10 protein-coding genes are annotated in these 22,661 nt (G+C 64.9%); all 10 read left to right on the top strand.

What is annotated here, in order from left to right:
• The first annotated feature begins 105 nt into the window (after positions 1-105).
• Positions 106-6,294: an Ig-like domain-containing protein gene (locus ACSSVG_RS02510; protein WP_492417097.1), complete on the top strand. Its 6,189-nt coding sequence runs from the start codon at positions 106-108 to the stop codon at positions 6,292-6,294.
• Positions 6,295-6,365: 71 nt separating this feature from the next.
• Entirely contained in the window at positions 6,366-7,337 is a 972-nt protein-coding gene (locus ACSSVG_RS02505; RefSeq protein ID WP_492417095.1) for an AAA family ATPase, read from the top strand.
• A 51-nt stretch (positions 7,338-7,388) separates the two neighbouring features.
• A complete protein-coding gene (locus tag ACSSVG_RS02500; RefSeq protein WP_231339421.1) occupies positions 7,389-8,792 on the top strand; it encodes a DUF58 domain-containing protein in 1,404 nt (467 codons plus the stop codon).
• Positions 8,789-11,269 carry a transglutaminase-like domain-containing protein gene (locus tag ACSSVG_RS02495; RefSeq protein ID WP_231339424.1) on the top strand — a complete coding sequence of 827 codons (2,481 nt, stop codon included), beginning with the start codon at positions 8,789-8,791 and terminating at the stop codon, positions 11,267-11,269. Before ACSSVG_RS02500 ends, ACSSVG_RS02495 begins: the two co-directional genes overlap by 4 nt.
• Positions 11,259-12,863, top strand: a complete 1,605-nt coding sequence (locus ACSSVG_RS02490; protein ID WP_231339432.1) for an RDD family protein — start codon at positions 11,259-11,261, stop codon at positions 12,861-12,863. Before ACSSVG_RS02495 ends, ACSSVG_RS02490 begins: the two co-directional genes overlap by 11 nt.
• Entirely contained in the window at positions 12,860-13,795 is a 936-nt protein-coding gene (locus ACSSVG_RS02485) for a PP2C family protein-serine/threonine phosphatase (RefSeq protein ID WP_231339447.1), read from the top strand. Before ACSSVG_RS02490 ends, ACSSVG_RS02485 begins: the two co-directional genes overlap by 4 nt.
• Positions 13,782-15,707 (top strand): FHA domain-containing protein, encoded by a 1,926-nt coding sequence (locus ACSSVG_RS02480; protein ID WP_231339457.1) that lies wholly within the window; start codon positions 13,782-13,784, stop codon positions 15,705-15,707. Before ACSSVG_RS02485 ends, ACSSVG_RS02480 begins: the two co-directional genes overlap by 14 nt.
• Positions 15,704-17,416 (top strand): serine/threonine-protein kinase, encoded by a 1,713-nt coding sequence (locus tag ACSSVG_RS02475; RefSeq protein ID WP_231339466.1) that lies wholly within the window; start codon positions 15,704-15,706, stop codon positions 17,414-17,416. The genes ACSSVG_RS02480 and ACSSVG_RS02475 overlap by 4 nt, the downstream gene beginning before the upstream one ends.
• A 45-nt stretch (positions 17,417-17,461) precedes the next feature.
• Positions 17,462-18,166: a hypothetical protein gene (locus ACSSVG_RS02470; protein WP_159708468.1), complete on the top strand. Its 705-nt coding sequence runs from the start codon at positions 17,462-17,464 to the stop codon at positions 18,164-18,166.
• Complete coding sequence (locus ACSSVG_RS02465) at positions 18,163-22,617, top strand: type VII secretion EssC family protein (protein ID WP_492417091.1); 4,455 nt, start codon at positions 18,163-18,165, stop codon at positions 22,615-22,617. The genes ACSSVG_RS02470 and ACSSVG_RS02465 overlap by 4 nt, the downstream gene beginning before the upstream one ends.
• Positions 22,618-22,661 lie beyond the last annotated feature (44 nt).

The following is a 22,661-nucleotide window of genomic DNA, read 5'->3' as shown; positions in this document are numbered from 1 at the left end:
TAAGGCCGTAGGCTGTCAAAGCCAATGGATAGCCCGGTCTCGGGTTTCCTTGGTTGGCCGTGGGGTGCGTGGGATAGTCTTAGGGACTGAAAATTCCGCCGCCGTATGGGGGTACTGCGGAATGTACGGCTGCCGGCATGTGCCGGTTGGCCAGGAAGTCGCTGGGGAGCGGCTGTATATCAAGGGAATTTTGGGGCTGTGAGAAATTTCTTCGGCAAGCTGGGGCTGACAAGGCGTCAAAACAAGAAGTTCATAGCGGGAACGGCTGCCACCGCGGCCGGCGCTTTGCTGATCACCGGGGCAGTGCTGTATCCGGGCTTCAAGACCACCGAGGTGGACTTGAACGACGGCGGCGTCTGGGTCGTGAGTAAAACCAAGAACGCCGTGGGCCGGTTGAACTACCCGTCCCGCGTGCTTGACGGTGCCGTGACTCCGGCAACCACCACTTTCGATGTCCTGCAGCACGACGGCAACGTCTTTGTCGACGACGAATCCGGCTCCACCATCAACCAGGTGTCGGCCGCGAACCTGAAGCTCGGCGGCGACAAGCAACTCCCGTCCTCGTCCCAGGTGAGCTACGGCTCCACCGTCCTCTCAGTCACCGATCCCGCCCGCGGCAAGGTCTGGGCTTTGTCTCCTTCCACCGTCAACGGTTTCGATGAAGAAGGAACCGAACCGGTCCTGACAGGGGACCAAGGCCTAGTGTCCGCCGTGGGAACCGATAACCGTATCTACACCGCGGACCCCGGCAAGGGCGAAATCACTGTGACCACGGTGGACGCCAATGGTGAACGGACAGACTCCCAGGTCACCAAAGTCGATGAGCTCAAAGGCGCCGGTGACCTTCAGATTGCCGTCGTGGGGGACAAACCTGTTGTCCTTGATGCCGGTTCCGGCAACCTGTTCCTGCCCGGCGGCCGCAAGCTCCAGCTGCAGGACGCCCGGGAAGCCAAGCTCCAGCAGAGCAGCGGGGACAGCGGATTTGTTGCCATCGCCACCCGCAAAGCCCTCCTGAAGCAGCCCTTGGACGGTTCCACAGCAGCAACAGTCAATGCCGACGGTGAAGGCGTCCCCGCGGCACCTGTGCAGGTCAGCAAGTGCGTCCACGCCGCCTGGTCCGGCGCGAACAAGTACGTCCGCGACTGCGACAACGACGCCGATGACAAGAAGAACGACGTTCCCAAAGCCAGCGCCTCTCCCAGCTACGTTTTCCGCGTCAACCGCGACCTCGTGGTCCTCAACGACGTGAACTCGGGAAGCGTCTGGTTGGTCAACCAGAACATGCAGCTCGTCAACAACTGGGACGATGTTGTCCCGCCCAAGAACCAGTCCGATGACCAGGACCAGGAGTCCGCGGACAACAACACCATCAACGTCCTTCCGGACCGCACCAAACCCAACCGTGCGCCTGAAACCAAACCGGACGAGTTCGGTGTCCGGCCGGGCCGGACCTCCATCCTCAGCATCCTGGACAATGATTCAGACCCCGACGGCGATGTCCTCACCGCTGCGGTAGGCGCAAACGGACCCAAGTCCGGGGCGCTGGAGAACATCTACGGTGGCTCAGCGTTCCAGATCAAGGTCCCCGCTGACGCCAAAACGGGCACGGAAACCTTCGATTACAACGCCTCCGACGGACGCGGCTTGTCCGCCGGTGGACAGGTCACCCTGCGCGTCGTGGCTCCTGAGGAAAACAAGCCTCCCTTCTTCAAACGCGGCGAGCCCACCACCATGCTGGTGGAGCAGGGCAAATCCGTCAGCCAGAACATCCTGACCGACTGGATGGATCCTGACGGCGACGACCTCGTCCTCCTGGACGCCAAGACGGACAACGACCAGGACCAGGTCAAGGTCCGTCGCGACGGCCTGCTCACGTACCAGGACTCTGGTGCAGCGCCGGGCAAGAAAAACGTCACCATCACGGTGTGGGACGGCCGTGCCACCACCACGGGCAGGATCGTTGTCAACGTTCAGCCGCCAGGCGCCCTGGCGCCGGTGGTCAACGCCGATCACGTCACGGCCGTGGTTGGCCAGGACCTGGTCATTGCGCCCCTCAAGAATGACGTCGACCCCAATGGCGGTGCCCTGCGGGTGGCGCACGTCGAGGCTGCCGGACCGGCAGAGCTGGGTCCAGTGACCGACGGCGGTACGTTCACCTTCCGGAGCACCACGCCGGGCCCGATTTACTTGACGTACATCGCCAGCAACGGTCCCCAAAGCAGCCAGGGCCTGATCCGCGTGGACGTGGAATCCGGCAAGGACGCTGGAGCGCCCGTTGCGGTCCACGACGTCGCACTGCTCCCTGTGGGCGGCAGCGTGTTGGTTGATCCGCTGGCAAACGACTCCGATCCATCCGGCGGCGTGCTGGTCCTCCAGTCCGTCACCGTCCCGGACGGCTCGTCCGCTTCGGTCAGCGTGATCGACCACAGCGTACTGCGCGTTACCGACGTGCTCGGCGCGAAGGAGCCGTTCGTTTTCAGCTACACCATGTCCAATGGCCGCGGCTCGGCCACAGGCACCGTGGGCGTCGTCCCGGTGCCGGCCCCCGCCGTCGTCGAGGCCCCCCAGCCCAAACCCGACGAAGTCAACGTCCGCGTCAACGACGTCGTGACCATTCCAGTCCTGGCCAACGACACGCACCCGCAGGGTGAAGAACTGTCTGTCGATCCTGTCTTGGCGCAGAGCATCCCTGAAGAAGACGGCAAGGCCTTCGTCTCCGAGAAGACGCTGCGCTTCATCGCCGGGCCCACGCCTAAGACCGTGCGTGCCATCTACAACGCGGTGGACCCCCAGGGCCAGAAGAGCGCCGCTGCCGTCACCATCCATATCCTGCCGCTGGAAGGCGCGCAGAACTCACGTCCGCAGCCGCAGAACCTGACCGCACGCGTGGTCGCCGGCGGCAGCGTCCGGATCCCGGTGCCGCTGGACGGCATCGACCCCGACGGCGACTCGGTCCAGCTCACCGGCATCGACAGCACGCCCACCATGGGAACCGCGACGGCGGGCAGCAGCTTCATCGATTTCGTCGCCGCTGGTGATGGCGCGGGAACCGACTCGTTCCGTTATAAGGTGATCGACCGCCAAGGTGCGGTCAACACCGGAACGGTGACTGTCGGCGTCGCGCCCCGTGGTGAAGACAACCAGAAGCCTGCCCCGGTGGACGACGAAGTTCAGGTCCGTCCTGGACGTCAGATCGCCGTGGATGCCACCGCCAACGACACCGATCCCGACGGCGACATCATCCGCATCCTGACGGACAGCATCGAAGCTGACGCAGGCCTCGAAGCCCAGGTCAGCAAGACCAGCGGCCGCGTTCTGGTCACAGCTCCGGCCGCCGAGGGAACCGTCAACGTCCGCTACTCCGTGGCTGACGACCGGGATGCCGTGGGCAATGCCAGCATCAGGGTGATCGTCAAGAACGACATTCCGCTGCAAGCTCCCATCGCCCGCGATGACCGCGTCACGTCAGCCCAAACGCTGGGCAAGACCGCCGTGGACGTTCCGGTGCTCAAGAACGACGAGGATCCGGACGGCGTGGGGGAGAACCTCAAGGTCACCACAGGCTTGGAGACAGCCCGTCCGGGCTCTGAAGGCAATGTGGTGGTGGACCTCACCGAGCAGCCGCAATTGGTGCCTTACACAGTTGAGGATGTGGACGGCCAGAAGTCCACGGCCATCATCTGGGTTCCGGGCATCGGCCAGCAGGTCCCGACGCTTGCCAAGGATGAAGTGGTGGAGTTGGTTTCAGGCCAGTCCGTCACCGTGAACCTGGCCGAATGGGTCAAGGTCCGCGAGGGGAAGTCGCCGCGGCTGACCCAGGCGGACCGCATCAAACTCATCGGTGCCGACGGCAGCGACCCCGTAGCGGGCAATGGAACAGCCCTGAAATACACGGCCGGCGCTGAATACGTTGGTCCCGGTTCCATCAGCTTCGAAGTCACTGACGGAAGCGGTCCGGATGATCCCAACGGCTTGAAGTCGACACTGAGCATCCGCACCAAGGTGCTGCCGGATCCGAACAAGAACAACCCACCGGTGCTGCTGGGCAGCGACGTGGATGTTCCCAAGGGTGACTCGGCCAGCCTGGACTTGGGCAAGCTCACCTCCGATCCCGATTCCGACGACGTTCAGAACATGAAGTACGAGTTGGCCGGTGCAGCCCCGGGCGGATTCAAGGTGAGCATCGATGGCAAGACCCTGAAGGTCTCCGCCGAAGACTCGGTGCAGATCGGTCAAAGCGGCACGGTCCAAGTGAAGGCGAAGGACCCTCGTGGCCTTGAAGCGGTCGCGACGTACAAACTGTCATTGACTGCTTCCAACCGTCCGAAGCCCGTAGCCAACGACGACGTTGAACCGGATGCACAATCCGGGAAGTCCGTCACGGTCAATGCGTTGGCGAACGACTCCAACCCCTTCCCGGATACGCCGCTGAAGATCATCTCAGCGGTCACCGAGACAGGCGAAGGCACGGCAGAGGCCAGCGGCGGAAACGTCACCGTCACTCCGTCGTCGGGCTTCACAGGGACCATGGTTGTTGCCTACGTCGTGGGCGACAAGACGGGCGAAACCTCCCGCTACGCCACGGCCCGTATCCGCCTCACCGTCAAGGACAAGCCGGCCCCGCCCACCACGCCTCTGGCTCAAAGCGTGGGCGACCAGACAGCGTTGCTGACATGGAACGCGCCGGCTGATCGTGGCTCACCCATCACCAAGTACACGGTGTACGGGGAGAACGGCTTCAAGCAGGACTGCCCCGCGAATACGTGTACGTTGACCGGGCTGACCAACAACGTGAAGTACCACTTTGCCGTCACCGCCACCAATGCGATCAATGAATCCGAGCGTTCTCCGGTGTCTGCCGAGGTCCGTCCGGATGTCAAGCCTGATACTCCGATTGCTCCCACACTGAAGTTTGGTGACAAGCAACTTTCGGTTGCCTGGGTTCCCCCGGCCAGCAAGGGCTCGCCCATCAAATCCTACGATCTTGAGATCTCGCCTGCCCCGGCCGGGCAGAATCCCCAGATCCAGAACCTCACCGGCAACAGTCATGTGTGGACCGGACTGACGAATGGCGTGGCGTACAAGGTCCGTGTCCTTGCCCGTAACGACGCCAAGGAACCATCCGAGTGGAGCCCCTACTCCGCCGCGGAAACTCCCGCTGGCGTGCCGGCCACGCCTGCTGCACCGTCGGTGTCCGGCGCTGGGTCCCTTGGCGACCAAAGCCAACTCCAGGTCAGCTGGGCCGCGCCGAACAACAACGGTGACGCCGTGTCCGCCTACACGTTGACCACGTACCGGGGCGGGGCCGTAGTGACCACGCAGTCGGTGGGGGCGACCTCGCAAAATGTCACCGTGACCAACAGCGAAGCTGACTACACCTTCACTGTTTCAGCAACCAACAAGGCAGGCGTCAGTGGGGTCAGCCAGCAGTCAGCGGCAATCCGTGCTGCGGGCAAGCCCGGTATTGTTGCCGCGCCCACGGCGGCACTGCTGGAAACCAATGCGGCCGGTGGCAAGATCCGCGTGGCCTTCAACCCACTGTCACAGAAGGAACGCAACGGAGCCACCGCCAACGAGATCAGCTATAGGTATGCCCTGACGTCCGGCGCCAGCAGTGGAGCCATCCCCGCCGGCGGCGGCGTCATAGCGGCACCGAATGGCCAGGACACGGCCGTGGTGGTGTGGGCAGTCTCCTCGCGAAACCCCACGCCTGGCGACAGGAGTCCGGCATCAAACACCGTGAATCCCTATGGGCTTGCGGCGGCGCCGACTGTTACCGGCAGCAAGAGCAGCGGCGTCGGCGATAAGACGGTGTCCTGGACGTGGAACCAGCCCAGCGGCAACGGCAGGCCGGTTACCGGCTACCAGTACAGCCTTGAGGGCGGTGCGTGGACTGACACCGGGCAGCGGAGTTTCTCCACGACCGTGGGCTTCAGCGAAACAAAAACGCTGAGAGTCCGCGCCATCAGCGGTGGCCAGGCCGGCAACGTCGGAAGCGACACGTCCCGCAGCGGATCTGCGCCCCCGCCTCCGGACCCGCCCGCAGGCGAGGTCAAGGCTCACAACAACACATGCCCTGGCCAGCCGGGAAGAACAGACACCTACAACCCCAGCGGTCCGTCCTGCGGCGTTGGCTGGGTCTCAAGTTCGGAGGGGTGGTTGAACGTTAACTGCACCAAGGACATCTACAACAACGGCACGCCCTGGTACCGCGTCACCCAAGGCAGCCACCCGGGTTGGTATGTGAAGTCCACCACTGTGGATCTCCGCGGAACCAGGCCGGGCGGTTGCTAGCCTGCTCGGGCCAGCACCAACAAACAACATCACGTCAAACCCCACCGATACATAAGGAACAGGATCAACCCATGACCATGACAAACGAGCAGGCCGCGTGGTTTGCAGAAACGTTCGAGAAGCTCGTGGCCAACGTGGGCAAGGCGGTCCTCGGCAAGGAGCACGTCATCCGGCTGACCTTCACCGCGATGCTGGCCGAGGGCCACGTTCTCTTTGAAGATGCGCCGGGCACGGGCAAGACCTCGCTGGCCCGTGCCTTGGCAGCAACGGTCCAGGGTTCGCACAACCGTATCCAGTTCACGCCGGACCTCCTGCCGTCCGATGTGACGGGTGTGACCATCTACGACCAGAAGACCCAGAAGTTCGAGTTCCACAAGGGTCCGGTGTTCAACAACATCGTCCTGGCCGATGAAATCAACCGTGCCTCGCCGAAGACCCAGTCCGCGTTGCTGGAAGTCATGGAAGAGTCGCGCGTGACCGTGGATGGAACCACGTACGAGGCTGGGCGCCCCTTCATGGTGCTGGCAACCCAGAACCCGATTGAGCAGGCAGGCACCTACCGCCTGCCCGAGGCGCAGCTGGACCGCTTCCTGATCAAGACGTCCATCGGCTACCCGGATCACGCGTCCACCGTGCGCTTGCTCGGTGGAGCGAACCTGAAGGACCGGTCGAAGGAACTGACCCCGCTCATCACCACTCAGGCCGTGGCCGACATGGCAGACCTCGCAGCCACTACGCACGTTGATACGGCAGTCCTTGGGTACATTTCGCGCTTGTGCGAGGAGACCCGCAACGCCTCAGAGACGCGCCTCGGCGTTTCGGTTCGTGGAGCCCTGGCCATGGTCCGCGCTGCGAAGGTGTGGGCTGCAGGGCAGGGCAGGAACTTCGTGCTCCCGGACGACATCAAGGAACTTGCACCCGTGGTGTGGACGCACCGTTTGGTGATGGATCCGGAAGCCGAATTCTCCGGTGCTACGCCTGAGGTTGTGCTCACCCGGGTCCTGGCCGACGTAGCTGCTCCGCAGCAACGCGCCACCGCGTAACCCACAACCGCATAAGCCAGTCCTGCACCCAGCTCAAACAAAGGCCTCCACATGTCCTCCAGCACACCCCTGACAAGGGCTGCTGACTCGTTCAAGCGCGCTGCGGCGGCAGTGAACGGCAAGATTCGCGGCGCCCGCACGTCCGGCAACGCACCGGTCAACCGTCCTGGTCGTTCCGGGAAACCAGGCAGATCCGGAGCTCTCCACCCGGCGGCCGTGTGGGCCGAAGCCGCAGGCACGGCCGGCGAGTTCCTTTCGCCCGCATGGCGCAAGGTCCGTGCCGTCTGGCTGAAATTCGCGTGGCCGGTCCTGTCCGTGGTGAGTCTGTTGGGCTGGGTAGTCCTCGCCGCTGCGATCGGGCTGTGGTGGGCCGGGCAGGCCTGGGGCTGGCAGGAGGCCAAGTCGGCAGCCATGGTGGCATTCCTGCTGTTCGTCCTGGCCATCGCATTCATCGTTGGCCGTTCGGCATACGGTGTGGTGTTGGACCTTGCCCGGACCCGCGTGGCTGTGGGCGACGACGCCGTAGGCAGCATTGCGGTATCCAACGTATCCACCAGGCCACTGCTGCCCGCATCACTGGAACTGCCCGTCGGCGCCAACACCGCCGTGTTCCATCTGCCGCGCATGAAGCCGGCCCAGGTGCACGAGGACCTGTTCACCATCCCCACGGCCCGGCGTGCCGTGATCGTGGTGGGCCCGGTCCGTTCGGTGCGCGCCGACCCCCTCCACCTTCTGCGCCGCCGCGTGATGTGGACAGAGCCCGTGGACCTGTACGTCCATCCCCGCACGGTGTCGCTGGGCAGCTCGGCAGCAGGCTTCATCCGCGACCTTGAAGGCATGCCCACCACCGAGCTTTCCAGCGCCGACGTGTCCTTCCACGCCCTGCGCGACTATGTTCCCGGGGACGATCGTCGCCATATCCACTGGAAGACCACCGCACGCACCAACAAGCTCATGGTCCGCCAGTTCGAAGAAACACGCCGCGCGCACCTCGCCATCGCGCTGTCCACCAACACCGATGAATACGACTCCGAACCGGAGTTCGAGATGGCCATCTCCGTGGCAGCATCCATCGGGCGCCAGGCCATCAGTGAACAGCGCGACCTCGACGTCCTGACCCAAAAAGGACCGCTCCGCTGCGAAACCGGCCGCAACCTGCTGGACGACGCCACCCGGATTGTCGGGGCGCCGATGCGGAAGACCGCCGTCGACCTCGCCCGGAACCTGTCCGACGCCGTCCCGAACGCCTCCGTCGTCTTCTTCGTCGTGGGCAGCCACGTGACAGCAACCCAACTCCGTACCTGCGCCGCCTCCGTGCCTCCCGGGGTCCGCAGCCTGGCAGTGCGCGTACAACCCGGCGCGGCGCCGTCGAGGGCCAACATCGCGGACCTGACGGTCCTCACCGTTGGTGACCTGGACGATCTGGCCATTGTTCTTCGAAAGGCGGCAGCATGAGCACCGCGCCGAACCAACGCGAGCGTCCCCGCGCCGCCAAGCCCACCCGCCGCGCCACCGGCGGATCGATTTTCGCTGACGGCCGCCCCTTGTGGCACTTCGCCGTTGACTGCGGCGCGCTGGTGGTGCTGCTTTTCCTGGGTGTCCTTGGCTTCAGCCTGAGCTTTGGGGGAGACCCGCGCTACCTGGTCGCCGGACTGGGCGGCGTGCTGCTGGGATTGGGCATTGCTGTCCTGAACGCGCACCTTCGCCTGGGGTTGCTGATCACTGCCGCCCTGGCTTTCGGCGCCTACATGCTGTTCGGTTCCGCCTTGGCTGTGCCGGACTCGGCCGTCTTCGGCGTCCTGCCCAGCCTCGATTCGCTGCGGACGCTGCTGCTGGGCGTCGTGTTTTCCTGGAAGGACATGCTGACTGTCGGTGTGCCCGTGGGTACGGCCAACGGCATGCTGATTGTGCCGTTCCTCAGTTCACTGCTCACGGCACTTGCCGCCGGCTTGCTGACGTGGCGCCTGAAGAGCCCGTACTGGCCGTTGCTTCCCGTCCTGGTCCTGTTTGTCACGGGTATCGCGTTCAGCACCAACGCCGGTTTCCTCAACGTCGAACGCGGCGTCTCCTTGACCATCGTCTCGATCGTCTGGGCGACCTTCCGTCGGGACGTCCTCCGACAGCGGAGCACCAAGACGGTCTCGGCCAACCGTCCGGATTCCGACGCCGGTGTTGCCCGCCGCGGCCAACTCCGCCGCCTGGGGACTGCTGCAGCCGTGATCGCCGTCGCTGTCGGCGTCACCGCCATTGCGTCTCCGCTGGTCAGTGCCAGCGATGACCGGAAGGTGCTGCGCAATACGATCGTCCCGCCCTTCGATCCCCGCGACTACATCACCCCCCTGGCCAGCTTCCGGAACTTCGTCAAGGACGAGAAGGACAGCACGCTGTTCACGGTCAAGGGCCTGCCCAAGGATGCCCGCGTCCGCCTGGCGGCCCTGGATGCCTTCAATGGACTGAACTACACCATGGACCCCAACAGCTCCGGCAACTTCAGCAAGGTAGGCGATGCCCGCTCGCTGAACACGCTGGCTGACACGGGGAGTCCGGTGAAGGGCACCAATTACGCTCTGGACATCACCATCGAGGACTACCAGGGCTACTTCGTTCCCGGCGGACGGCACACCACCGGGATGAGCTTCGCAGATACCTCAGGTGCTGCGTCCGGACTCTATTTCAACGCGGGGACCGACACGGCAGTGACCACCAAGGGCCTGGCCAAGGGTGATAACTACACGGTTCAGGTTTCCGACCCCGGGACACTGGAGCACGGCCAGTTGACGCAGTACGACTTTGCGAAGCTGACGCTGCCGGAAGCCGAGGAAGTACCCCCGATCATCGCCTCGCAGGCCAACGAGCTTTCGGCTGATGCGCCCACCGCCATCGACCGCGTCCGGCAGATTGAGGCGCACTTCCAGAAGAGCGGTGCGTTCAGCAATGGCTTGGTAACAGAAGGACAGCTTCCCAGCCTCCCCGGGCACAGTGCGGCCCGCGTCCGCAATATGCTCTCCGCCAAACAGATGCTCGGTGACGACGAACAATATGCCGTGTCCATGTCGCTCATGCTCCGTCACTTGGGCATTCCGTCCCGCGTGGTGATGGGTTTCTATCCGGACCCCAAGAGCCCTGAAAACGGTGCCGGCGACGTCAAGATCACCGGTAAGGACGTGCACGCCTGGGTTGAGGTGGCCTTCGACCGAGTGGGTTGGGTTTCGTTTGATCCCACCCCGCCCAAGGACAATGTGCCCATCCCGCCGGACCCGGAGAACAAGTCCAAGCCCAAGCCGCAGGTGCTGCAGCCGCCGCCCCCGCCACAGGAACCCGCGGACCTGCCGCCGGACTCCACGCCGGATGCCTTGGATGCGGACGAAAAGAAGAACAACCCTTGGCTGTTTTGGGGTCCGTTGCTGGCAGCCATCGGTGTTGCGCTGATTCCGTTGGGGATACTCGCCTTGCCGCTGCTGCTCATCATCTTGTTGAAAGCACGACGCCGGAAGGCGCGTTTCCGTGACGGCCATCCCGCCCAGCGGGTCGGGGGCGGTTGGAACGAAGTGATCAGCCTCGCCACCGACATGGGGGCGTCGATCGACACGAAGTCCACGCGGCGCGAATCGGCCACGGTCCTCGCGGATGCCTTCCCGACTGCCGGCAGCACCACCACGATTCTCGCCCACCGTGCCGACGCCGCCGTGTTCGGTGCCGGCCAGCCGAGCGAGGACGAGGTCAAGGAGTACTGGGAGATTGTGGATTCGTCGCTGACCGACATCACGGGAAGCGTCGGATTCTGGAAACGGCAGCAGGCCCGGTTCTCGCCGCGGTCCTTGTTGTCCGACGGCCGGGCAGCCCTGCGCCGCCGGAACCAGGTACCCACGGATCCCAAGGTCCGCCGCCGCTTTACCTTGCCGTTCAAGAAGGACACCACGGATGAACAATGAGGCCGAACTTTGCCCGGCCTGCAGGCATGCGGTCCGTCCGGGGGCAGCGTTCTGCACCCAATGTGGATCCCCGCTTAACAATCGCGGAGCCCGCAAGGAAGGGAACATCAACCACGCCCGGAAGGCTGCCTTGGAGTTCGCCACCCGGCAGGGCCTGCCCAATCCCGGTAGTATCTCGGTAGTGTCGGCGCCGGCGTCGCCCACGCTGCCGGTACATCCGGGAATGACCACAACGCCGGACGGAATGCCGGGGCCAGGGGGAGGGACCACTATGACTACCAAGCTCGACTTGGTGCCCGCGTCTGCCGGGAAGCGCCTTGGCGCCGCCGTGCTGGACTGGCTGGGCCCCATCGCGGTCCTGGCCACCAGCTTCGCAATCGGAATCGCGGGCATCACCCAAACCCGCAGGAACGGCTTCATTGTCTATGACACGGGCCTCCTGGTCCTCCTGGGCAGCATTGGCCTGGGTGTGACGGTGGTGTACACCTTCGTGTTGCTTGCGCTCGAGGCCAAGTCCGGCAACACCATTGGCAACCAGCTCATGGGCATTCGGAGTTCGGACGCTGACGGATATGCTCCCGGCGCCGGTGCCGTTTTTGTCCGTGGCATCATCACTGGCGGGGTCCTGCTCCTCGGCGGGATTGCCTCGGTCATTCTTTCTGCCCTCGGCTTGATTGACCTGGTCCTGTTTATCGGCCTGCCGCTGATGTTCCTCGGCGTCGTCTGGGCCATCCTCGTGGTGGTCTCCAGCGCCTGGGACAAGAACGGCAAGTTGCGCGGCTGGCAGGACAAGGCCGCGAAGTCCTTGGTGTTCGATGTCAACGCTGGACGCAATCCTGTTGCCACCGGTGGCATCCAAGGTCCTTACAGTTTCGCCCCCATGGACCTTCCGCCGGTGCAGGCGGTAGCGTCTCCGGTTCCTTCCGGGGCTTCGCCCATGGCCACTTCTTCCGGCGCTGGGCAGGCCGTGCCTGCCCAGGCTGTTCCTGTGGTTGCCACGCCGCAGCCCTCGCACGATCCCAACCAGTGGCGCCCACCGGCAGCACCCCGGCCGACGCCCGTTGCACCGCAGCAGGCCCCCGTGACCCAGCAGCCTATGACACAGCAGCCTGTGACACAGCAGCCTGCGGCCAGGGCCCAGCAGCCCGGGGGCATGATCCAGCCGCCTGCCGCTGTGATTCCGTCGGCGGCCACCGGGGCTCCGGCCCATCCCGACGACGACGTGGAGCGCACCCAAATGCGTCCGGGAACCACGCGCGCGCAGGCCGTTCTCCGCATCCGGATTGATGACGGGCAGGATGTCCAGCTCGGCGGGTCTGTCCTTCTCGGACGGAACCCGGCACCGCAGCCCGGCGAAGTCGTGGAGCAACTGTTGCCCGTCTCCGACCCCGGCCGGTCCATCTCCAAGACCCACCTGCACCTGCGGGTTGACGGCGACGGCGTCTGGGTCACCGACCGCAACTCCACCAACGGCAGTGCCGTCACCACGCCCGATGGACTTCAGACACGGCTCCACCCAGGCCAGGCAGTCCTGGTCCGTCCCGGTTCCACCGTTCATTTTGGGGACCGTTCCTTCCACCTAGGACAAGCATGAATTCACAGCCGGCTACCCCTGCCAATGCCGAAGCAGGTGCCGCCGTTGGCGCGTCATCCTTTGGCCTGAGCTACGGGTACGGGACGGACCGCGGCCTGCGCCGGGAGCTGAACGAGGATTCCTTCATCGCCGCGGACCCTGTCTTTGCGGTAGCCGACGGCATGGGCGGGCACGAGGCCGGCGAAATTGCCAGCGGTATGTGTGTCCGGACTTTGGGCAGTGCCCCGGAGCTCGCTGCGGGTGTACGAACTGCTTCCGCGGCGGACCTGCAGTCATGCCTGTTGAAGGCTGACGCCGCCATCCGAAAGGCCACGGGAGCCCGTGCGGGAACTACGTTGTCCGGCGTGGTGGTGGTGGAGCAGATGGGCCTGCCCTACTGGCTGGTGATGAACATCGGCGATTCACGAACCTACCGCCTCAGCCAAGGCGAGTTCACCCAGGTCAGCGTGGACCACTCGGAGGTGCAGGAGTTGGTGGATTCCGGCGACATCACCCCGGAACAGGCCGCCGTTCATCCCCGCCGCCATGTGGTCACCCGCGCTTTGGGCACGGGCGACGAAACCGAAGCGGATTTCTGGTTGCTTCCCATTCAGGAAGGCGACCGGATGATGGTGTGCTCGGATGGCCTCAACGGCGAGCTGGGGGATGACCACATGTTCCGCATCCTCAGCACAGTGGCCCATCCGCAAGACGCAGTTGACGCACTGATCCAGGCCGCCCTGAGGAGCGGCGGCCGGGATAACGTCACCGTGATTGTGGTTGACGCCAAAAACGTCCTGAACGACGCCGGCATCGCTACCACCGCGCCCCGCCCGGAGGCGGAGACCGAAGTTGAGGAAGACACACTGCCGCGGGCCTGGGTTGACGGCACCGATGCCCTTGGCGCAGACCACCCCAAAGGTCAGGAGGAAGGCATAGATGGCAAGCAATAACCGCCTTTCGCCAGTCCGTTACCAGCAGGGCGAATGGTTTGGTGTTGTCCGCAACGGAACCGTGGTGCTTTTGGGGCCGGACACGCCCCACGCCCTGATTGACACTGTCTGGGAGTTACTGGAGTCCGCGCCCGAGGCCCACGAGGTCCTCCATGAGGTGACGGACGCCTTCGGTGTTTCGCTGAGCCGCATCCCTCCATTCGGGATCATAGACTCCAAAGACGCACTCCGGGTGTTCCTCCGTGGTGATCTCGAATTGCTGGTCCAGTTGGCATCAGGCCCGGAACAGCTCACCGGTCGTGACGTCACCACCTGGACCGAGCGTCGACTCGCCGGTGTTTCGTCCTACAGCGTCCGCATTGGTGGCAGTGCTGCCCCCGAAGCGCCACCAAGCACCCTGCCTTTGGACGGCCTTCCCTTGACCGAGGGGGTAGTGCTGCTGTCAGTACTCGACGTTGCCCCCATCGGGCCAGGACGCGACGCCGCGCTGGCGGTCCCTGCCGCTATCGTTGCTTCTGCCGCCAGCGTTCCAGCCCAGGAGCCTGCATCAGCACGGGAGCCTGCACCGGCCCAGGAAGTCCAGCACGCCGCGTCGGACAGGGTTTCCGACGAAACCATGATCGGCTACACCGAGGCGGACCTCGGGTTGACCATCGCACCCGGCCACCTGGGGCTTGCGGCGGAACTGCCTGCGGTGGATGAACCTGCCGATGACGCCGCTGCCGCCGATGAATCCGCTGCTGATGAATCCGCTGCGGAACAAGATCTCCCCTCCGAAGAGCCGTCCTCCGCCGAAGCACCGTCCCCGGCAGACGAAGCTGACGTGGCGGAACCTGCCTCGCAGGGCGAACCGGACGCCGAACAAACGGCTGTGCAGGAACCGGCCGTCCGGGAAGACCCCGAGGAGTCCGGGGCTCCCGTCCACACCAGCACCACGGACCCCATGGTTCCCGCGCTGGAAAACACCACCAACTACGACCACTTATGGGACAAGACGGTGATGCGCAACATTGAAGACGCTGCTGTCCGGGTGGAAGACGACTCCGATGACCACGATGCTCCGGTGTCCAAAGGGCCGGATGCTCCGGCGCCTGCTGGGCCCGCCCTGCAACCACCGGTTCAGGAGTCGCAGGTTGGGGAACCACCGGCTTCTGAACCAGCTGTGCAGACCCCGGCAGCAGTTCACGGCAGTGGGTTGATTGAATCCGTCCCGTGGCTGCGCAGCGGCGCGTCCACGAGCGCAGCTGCCAGCGCCCAGCCCGCGGTTCCGTCCGGACTTGGTGCCGGGCCGGCGCCGCAAATGCCCTCCGGCTGGCCGCCTGCACCCGTGGCTGCTCCCGAGGATGAGGACTCAGACCACGACGGCCAGACCATCATGAAAAGCAGCCTCCCCAGTGATGATGAGGACGCCGCCAAAGCTGCCGTCGCATCTGTACAGTCGCCTGCTCCCAACGGGCCGCGGGTTTTGGCAAGGGTGTGCTCCCAAGGGCATGCCAACCCGCCCACATACCCGCAATGCTCCGTGTGCGGCACCGCCCTGGCCGGCGATGCCGAACAGGTCCCGCGTCCGCGCCTTGGCCGCATGCGTCTTTCCACCGGCGAACTGATTGATCTTGACCAGTCGTTGATCATCGGCCGGCAGCCCTCCGTTTCCCGTGTCCAAGGCGGCACCATGCCCAGGCTGGTGCAGGTGGAGAGTCCCGGAGGGGACATCTCCCGCTCTCACGTGGAGGTCAGGTTGGAGGGTTGGCACGTCATGCTGTGCGACCTGAAGGCAACCAACGGAACAGTGTTGATCAGGGAAGGCCAGGCACCCCGCCGGCTGGCCCAAAACGAAATGGCCATCCTGCTGGACGGCGACATCGCCGAACTGGGTGACGACATTTCATTGCGTTTCGAGGAGATTCTTTGAGTTCCAAGAGGCCCCCCGCGCCGCCTCCACCCATTCCGGGGTTCCAGTACGTCAGCCTGCTCGGCTCCGGTGGTTTCTCGGATGTGTACCTGTACGAACAAGACAGGCCCCGCCGTAAAGTGGCCGTCAAAGTGCTGCTCTCAGACCTGAAGACCGAGGGCGCACGCCGACGCTTCGAGTCCGAGGCGAACCTGATGGCCCAGCTGTCGTCGCATCCGTACATCGTGACGATCTTCGAGGCCGAGATCACGGAGAACGGCCACTCCTACCTCGCCATGGAGTACTGCTCCAGGCCGAGCCTCGATGTCCGGTACCGCCGTCAGCGCTTCAGCGTGGACGAGGTCCTGGCCGTCGGCATCCAGGTGGCGTCCGCCGTCGAGACCGCGCACCGGGCCGGGATCGTCCACCGGGACATCAAACCGGCCAACATCCTGGTGACCGACTACAACCGGCCTGCCCTGACGGACTTTGGTATCTCCGGCACCATCGGCGCGGATACCGAGGACGACGCCGGCATGTCCATTCCGTGGTCACCGCCGGAGCAGTTCCGTGGTGGCGCCGTGGACGGTGTTCCCGTGGACATCTGGGCGCTGGGCGCCACCCTCTACACGCTCCTGGCCGGTCGCTCGCCGTTCGTTTTGCCAGGACAGGACAACTCACAGCGCGAACTGATTTCGCGCATCACCAACTCATCCCTGCCCAGGCTGGGCCGTGCTGACGTGCCCGAGTCGCTGGAACTCGTCCTGGCCACGGCCATGGCGAAGGCTCCGGAGTCCCGTTATTCGTCGGCGCACGCCTTTGCCCTGGCGTTGCAGCGCATCCAGACAGAGCTGAACCTGTCAGTAACGCCCTTCGAAGTGCTTGAAGAACCGGGCCACGTCGATGAGCATCCGGATGACAATTTCGAGGAAACCCGGGTCCGGAGCATCGCGTCCATCGATCCGGACGCATCAGGAACTGCCACCACGGGTTCTGCGCCAACCTTCCCGGCGCGGACCTTCCCCTCCACTGTTCCCGGCGCTACCCGGTCTCCCGCCCATCCTGCCGACGCGCCGCAAACGGTCCCGGCAACCCCGGCCCACGCCCAGCAAACCCCGCCGCAATTCCACGCGCCCGTCCGGGACCACAGCCCCGTGGAGGAACCCGCGGTGGCAGAGTCCACTGTCCTGCGCGGCTGGCAAACACCGCCGGACCAGCCGGACGTCGACGCAACCGTCAGCCGCTCCGCGGCGTCCGCAGGGGCGTCGACGACGGAAGACGACGCCTCACCAGCGGACCACAGCAAACGCAACCTGTGGCTCGCCGCGACGGGCGCTGCGGTCCTGGTGGTCGCCGTCGTGGTTGGCATGGTTCTCGGTTCCTCGGCCCAGCCGAAAGTGGCCCCGACTGAAACGGCGAGCAAGCCCCCGGCCGATGCTTTGGACAGCGGCAGCGTCCCTGATGTCGAAGCCCTGGCCGCGGCGCGCGACACGACGGATCCGAACATCATCGTCTTCTCCTGGAAGAATCCGCAGCCAAAAGAGGGCGATACCTACAAATGGCGCACCAAGTCGGCCAAAGCTGACGGCGCCTACGAAACGACGCGGACCGAGAAGGCTTTTGTCTCCGGATTCGGTGAGCCGCCCATTTGCGTCCAGGTGATCATTGTCCGGGCTGACGGCAGCGCATCGCCTGAGGGCCCGGCCTCGATCGCCTGCCTGGACGGGTAGCCGGCACATGAAACTTGTTTACTGCCGACTGAGGAGGCACAGATCATGGGGGATCTAGCAATAGATTTCTGTGGGGAATGGTACGAACCATCCGACGAGGACATCTTCGACATCGGCCGTGAAGGTGACCTGGAGGTGGACGACAACCCCTACCTGCACCGACGCTTCCTGCAGATTGCCCGCTACGACGGTATGTGGTGGCTCAGCAACGTGGGCAGCATGCTCTCTGCCACCATTGCGGACGGTTCCGGCGGGATGCAGGCCTGGCTTGCGCCCGGTGCGCGGATCCCGCTGGTGTTCAGCCATACCAACGTCATTTTCACCGCCGGCCCCACCACCTACGAGTTTGCTGTCCATTTGAAGACGCCCTCCTTCAGGCACGAGGCCCGCGACGAGGACCAAGCGGGGGACACCACCATCGGCCCCGTGGTGTTCACCGACTCGCAGAAGGCCCTCATCGTTGCCTTGGCTGAACCGATGCTGCGACGCGAAGGCACGGGCTTCAGCGCCATTCCTTCCTCTGCGGAGGCTGCGAAGCGGCTCGGCTGGGCGTTGACCCGTTTCAACCGCAAGCTGGACAACGTGTGCGACAAACTGGACCGCGTCGGCGTCGTTGGGCTGCGAGGTGGTGCAGGGAAGCTCGCCACGAATCGCCGCGCACGCTTGGTGGAGCATGCCGTGACATCGCACCTGGTGACACCGGCCGACCTGCACCTCCTTGAAAAAATGACTGGAGTCGACGAAGGATGAAGTTTCGCCTGACCTTGCGGCGCGACCCTGCGGAAGCAAAGGACCTCGCCGTAACGGTGGATGGTCGTGCCACGGTTGCTGATATTGCCACGGAGCTTTGGGCTGCGGACCCCGTACGCAAGGGGACCGAGCCGCCGTCGAACCTGTCCATCAGCGTGGACGAAGCGTTTGTTGGCGGAGGCCTGTCCGGCCACGTCCTGAGGCCCACCGACAACCTGCTTGAGTCCGGGCTGCGGCCCGGTTCCAAGGTTTCGCTCGCGCAGGTGAGCGAGCAGTTCGCATCGAACGGACACGCGGCCGGCACCAACAGGGGACCGGCAGCGGCGACGTTGCGCGTGATGTCAGGGCCCGACGTCGGACGCGAATTTTCGCTGCCTTTCGGCACCAGCTACATCGGCCGGGACCGCGACGCCGACATCCGTCTCTCCGACCCACTGACCTCCAAGCGCCATGCGCGCGTCACGGTGGGCGAAACAGTGGAGATCGTGGATACGAATTCCGCCAACGGCCTCCTCATGGACGGCCTGCCCGTCACGCGGGCAACGCTGCAATCCTCGGACACGGTGACCCTGGGCGATACCACTGTGGGAGTGGTTGCCTTGTCGCGGAACCACTCCGGCGGCCCGTCGTCGCCGTTGGTGGACTTCAACCGGTCACCGCGTGTCCTGCCGAGGTTCGAGTCTCCCAAACGCGTGCCGCCGGCCGGTCCCAAGCGACCTGAGCACCAGCCGTTCCCGTACATCATGCTGGTGGCGCCGCTCCTGATGGGCGGCGTGCTCTTCGCCGTGACCCAAAACCTGCTCTCGGTCCTCTTTATGGCCATGATGCCGCTGTTCATCGTGGGCCATTATGTGGACCACAAGATGCAGAGCAAGCGCCAGGCAAAGGAAGGCCACAAGCAGTTCAAAGCTTCCATGCTGGCGTTCCGCGAGGACATCGACCGGCAGCAGAATATTGAGCGGGCCGTCAGGCTGCAGGAAGCACCTTCCGTGAGCGACACCGTGGACGCGATCTACAAGCTTGGTCCGCTCCTGTGGACCAACCGGCCTGAGCACCAGCACTTCCTGGGTGTCCGGTTCGGGCTGGGCTCCGCGCCGTCGCGGATTCCTTTTGACGAGCCTGGCGCCAACGAGACCGAACCCCAATACATGAGGGAAATCCAGGACTGCCTGCGGGAGGTCCGCGTCATCGGCGGCGTACCGATCGTCTCGCAGTTGCGGACCTCGGGTTCGTTCGGCGTGGCAGGGGACCGCAGCGTGGTGGACGACGTTGCCCGGGGCATGGTGCTCCAGTTGGTAGGCCTCCACTCGCCGGCCGAGGTTGTCCTGACATCTCTGACCTCTGCCCGTTCCCGTGAACGCTGGGACTGGCTGCAGTGGCTCCCGCACGTCGGTTCAGGCCACAGTCCGCTGTCCGGCGACCACCTCGCCGCAGGTCCCGGAGCCGGTGCCGCGTTGCTGTCCCGCCTCGAAAACCTGGTGGAAGAGCGCGAATCCATGGCGAAGGAGCCAGGCCCGCAGCCGCGGCCCGGACTCAAGGACGAGCACGAAGAAATCCCCGGCCCCGTGGTTCCGGCTGTCTTGGTGATCGTCGAGGACGATGCTCCCGTGGACCGCGGACGCCTCACGCGCTTGGTGGAACGCGGACCCGACTACGGCGTTCACGTTATGTGGGTTGCCGCCAACGTGCAGTCCCTCCCGGCGGCATGCCGTGATTTCCTCTCCGTCGACGGCGACCACGGCACCACCACAGGCCAGGTCCGTCTGGGCCGCCACACCTACCCGGTGAGCTGCGAAAGCCTCGATGCGGAACTGGCCACGCAACTGGCCCGCATGATGTCGCCGCTGGTGGACGTCGGAAACCCGCTCGACGATGACTCCGACCTCCCGCGGGCCGTCTCCTATGCCACCTTGATCGGCAAGGAGCTCATGGACAATCCGCAGGCTGTGGCGGAGCGCTGGCAGGAGAACAACTCCGTCCACGCAACAGCGGTACCCAACCGCAAGGACAACGGCAGCCTCCGTGCCCTGGTGGGTTCCAAGGGCGTGGAGCCGTTCTACCTGGATCTCAAGAACGAGGGACCGCATGCGCTGGTGGGCGGAACCACCGGTGCCGGCAAATCCGAGTTCCTCCAGTCCTGGGTGATGGGCATGGCCGCGGCGTACAGCCCGGACCGGGTCAGCTTCCTGTTCGTGGACTACAAGGGCGGCGCGGCCTTCGCTGACTGCCTGCACCTGCCGCACACCGTGGGCTTGGTGACGGACTTGTCCCCGCACCTGGTCCGCCGGGCCCTGACCTCCCTGCGCGCGGAACTGCACTACCGTGAACGGCTCCTGAACCGTAAAAAGGCCAAGGACCTGCTGGCGCTCCAACGTGAAGCCGATCCTGAGGCGCCGCCCTACCTGATCATCATCGTGGACGAATTTGCGGCCTTGGCTACCGAGGTTCCCGAGTTCGTCGACGGCGTGGTGGACGTCGCTGCCCGCGGCCGTTCATTGGGCCTGCACCTGATCCTGGCCACCCAGCGCCCTGCCGGTGTCATCAAGGACAACCTGCGTGCCAACACGAACCTCCGCGTCGCGCTCCGGATGGCCGATGAAGTGGACGCAACCGACATCCTGGGCGTGCCCACCGCGGCCTACTTTGACCCCTCCATCCCGGGCCGCGGCGCCGCGAAGACCGGTCCAGGGCGCATCCAGGGCTTCCAAACCGGTTACGCCGGCGGCTGGACAACGGACAAGCCGCAGCGTCCCCGGATCGACATCGTGGAGATGGCCTTCGGCTCCGGTCCTACCTGGGAACCGCCGCTGGTGGCCCAAGTTGAGGAAGAGCCGGCGGGACCGAACGACATTGCCCGGATGACCGGAAACATCATCCGCGCAGCCGACGTCCTGTCCATCGAGCCTCCCCGGAAGCCGTGGCTCAACGAGCTCGCGACCACCTACGACTTCTCCAAGCTCCCCAACCCGCGGACGGACGAGCGGCTCTTGCTCGGTGTCGCCGACGATCCCGCGCACCAGGACCAGCCCACCGTGTTCTATGAACCGGACAAGGACGGCAACATGGCCGTTTACGGTACGGGTGGATCCGGAAAGTCGGCGGCGTTGCGCAGCATCGCCATCGCCGCGGCGGTCACGCCCCGCGGTGGTCCCGTGCACGTGTATGGCATCGACTGCGGGTCATCAGGCCTGAAGATGCTGGACGGCCTTCCGCACGTTGGCGAAATCATCAACGGCGACGACGTCGAACGCGTGGGCCGCCTGCTGCGCTGGCTCAAGGAAGTAGCCGACGACCGGGCAGCCCGGTTCGCGGAGGTACGGGCCTCCACGATTGTCGAATACCGTCAGCTGGCCAACCGGCCGGACGAGAAGCGCATCTTCATCCTGGTGGACGGCATGTCCTCCTTCCGCGAAGGGTACGAGTACAGCAAGCTGTCCGCGCTGTGGGACATCTTCCTGACCTTGGCCACTGACGGCCGTCCCCTGGGTATCCACCTGGTAGTGAGCGGTGACCGCACCAACTCCGTTCCGGCGTCGCTCCTTGCTTCCATCCAGAAGCGGTTGGTCCTGCGCCTCAGCTCCGAAGACGACTACATGACCCTCGACGTCCCCAAGGATGTCCTCAACGCCGCTTCGCCTCCCGGGCGTGGCTTGCTGGATGGTCTCGAAGTCCAGTTGGCCGTGCTGGGCGGCAACTCGAACCTGGCCCTGCAGGCACGCGAAGTGGCCAAGCTCAGCCAGGCGATGCTCAGGCAGGGACTCGAGCAGGCACCGCAGATCCAGCGCCTTCCGGAACTGGTGGACCTGGATATCCTGCCCGCCGGCGCTCCGGACAACCCCGTCATTGGTGTCGACGACGAGACGCTGGGTTCGGCGGCCATCGCCGCCAAGGGGTCGCTCCTCCTGGCCGGCCCTCCGGGTGCCGGACGCACGGTCGCCTTGGTGACGCTGGCTTACGCCTTGCGGCGCTCCAACCCGCGGACGGACCTCATCTACATCGGCTCACGCCGCTCCGCTGTTGCTTCATTGAACATCTGGAGCCGCTCGCTCGTGGGGCCGGACGAGGTCTCGGACGTCGTGGACGACCTGATCGACAAGGCCTCGGACAACCCCGGCAGCATGGCCATCTTCATTGAGGGCCTGACGGAGTTCACGGACACGTTGGCGGAATCCGGTGTCGGGCGCCTGGTCACGGCGGCCATCAAGGCCGACCAGTGGGTGGTGGGCGAGTCCGAAACGTCCACGTGGTCCCAAGCCTGGTCCCTGGCCCAGCCGTTCAAATCCGGACGCCGTGGACTGCTGCTCAACCCCGGGGATGTGGAGGGCGACAGCCTCCTCAACACCTCCTTGGGCCGCATCAGTACGGAGTTCATTCCCGGCCGTGGCTACATCGTTGGACGTGGAAAGGTACGTAAGCTCCAAATCGCCATGCCGCCGGAAAACCGGAGCTAGGATTTGCCGCAGCGCAGGGGGATGTAGGAGGATTTCACGAAACA

The sequence above is a fragment of the Paenarthrobacter sp. E2MeOHC11 genome, from assembly GCF_058744955.1.
Note: the sequence above shows the minus strand (reverse complement) of the source record. Positions and strands in the feature narration are given on the sequence as shown.

Excerpts from the sequence above, each read along its gene's own strand:
- ACSSVG_RS02465 (WP_492417091.1), top strand. The coding sequence starts at position 18,163 with ATGAAGTTTCGCCTGACCTTGCGGCGCGACCCTGCGGAAGCAAAGGAC.
- ACSSVG_RS02470 (WP_159708468.1), top strand. The coding sequence starts at position 17,462 with ATGGGGGATCTAGCAATAGATTTCTGTGGGGAATGGTACGAACCATCC.
- ACSSVG_RS02490 (WP_231339432.1), top strand. The coding sequence starts at position 11,259 with ATGAACAATGAGGCCGAACTTTGCCCGGCCTGCAGGCATGCGGTCCGT.
- ACSSVG_RS02495 (WP_231339424.1), top strand. The coding sequence starts at position 8,789 with ATGAGCACCGCGCCGAACCAACGCGAGCGTCCCCGCGCCGCCAAGCCC.
- ACSSVG_RS02480 (WP_231339457.1), top strand. The coding sequence starts at position 13,782 with ATGGCAAGCAATAACCGCCTTTCGCCAGTCCGTTACCAGCAGGGCGAA.
- ACSSVG_RS02510 (WP_492417097.1), top strand. The coding sequence starts at position 106 with ATGGGGGTACTGCGGAATGTACGGCTGCCGGCATGTGCCGGTTGGCCA.
- ACSSVG_RS02505 (WP_492417095.1), top strand. The coding sequence starts at position 6,366 with ATGACCATGACAAACGAGCAGGCCGCGTGGTTTGCAGAAACGTTCGAG.
- ACSSVG_RS02485 (WP_231339447.1), top strand. The coding sequence starts at position 12,860 with ATGAATTCACAGCCGGCTACCCCTGCCAATGCCGAAGCAGGTGCCGCC.
- ACSSVG_RS02500 (WP_231339421.1), top strand. The coding sequence starts at position 7,389 with ATGTCCTCCAGCACACCCCTGACAAGGGCTGCTGACTCGTTCAAGCGC.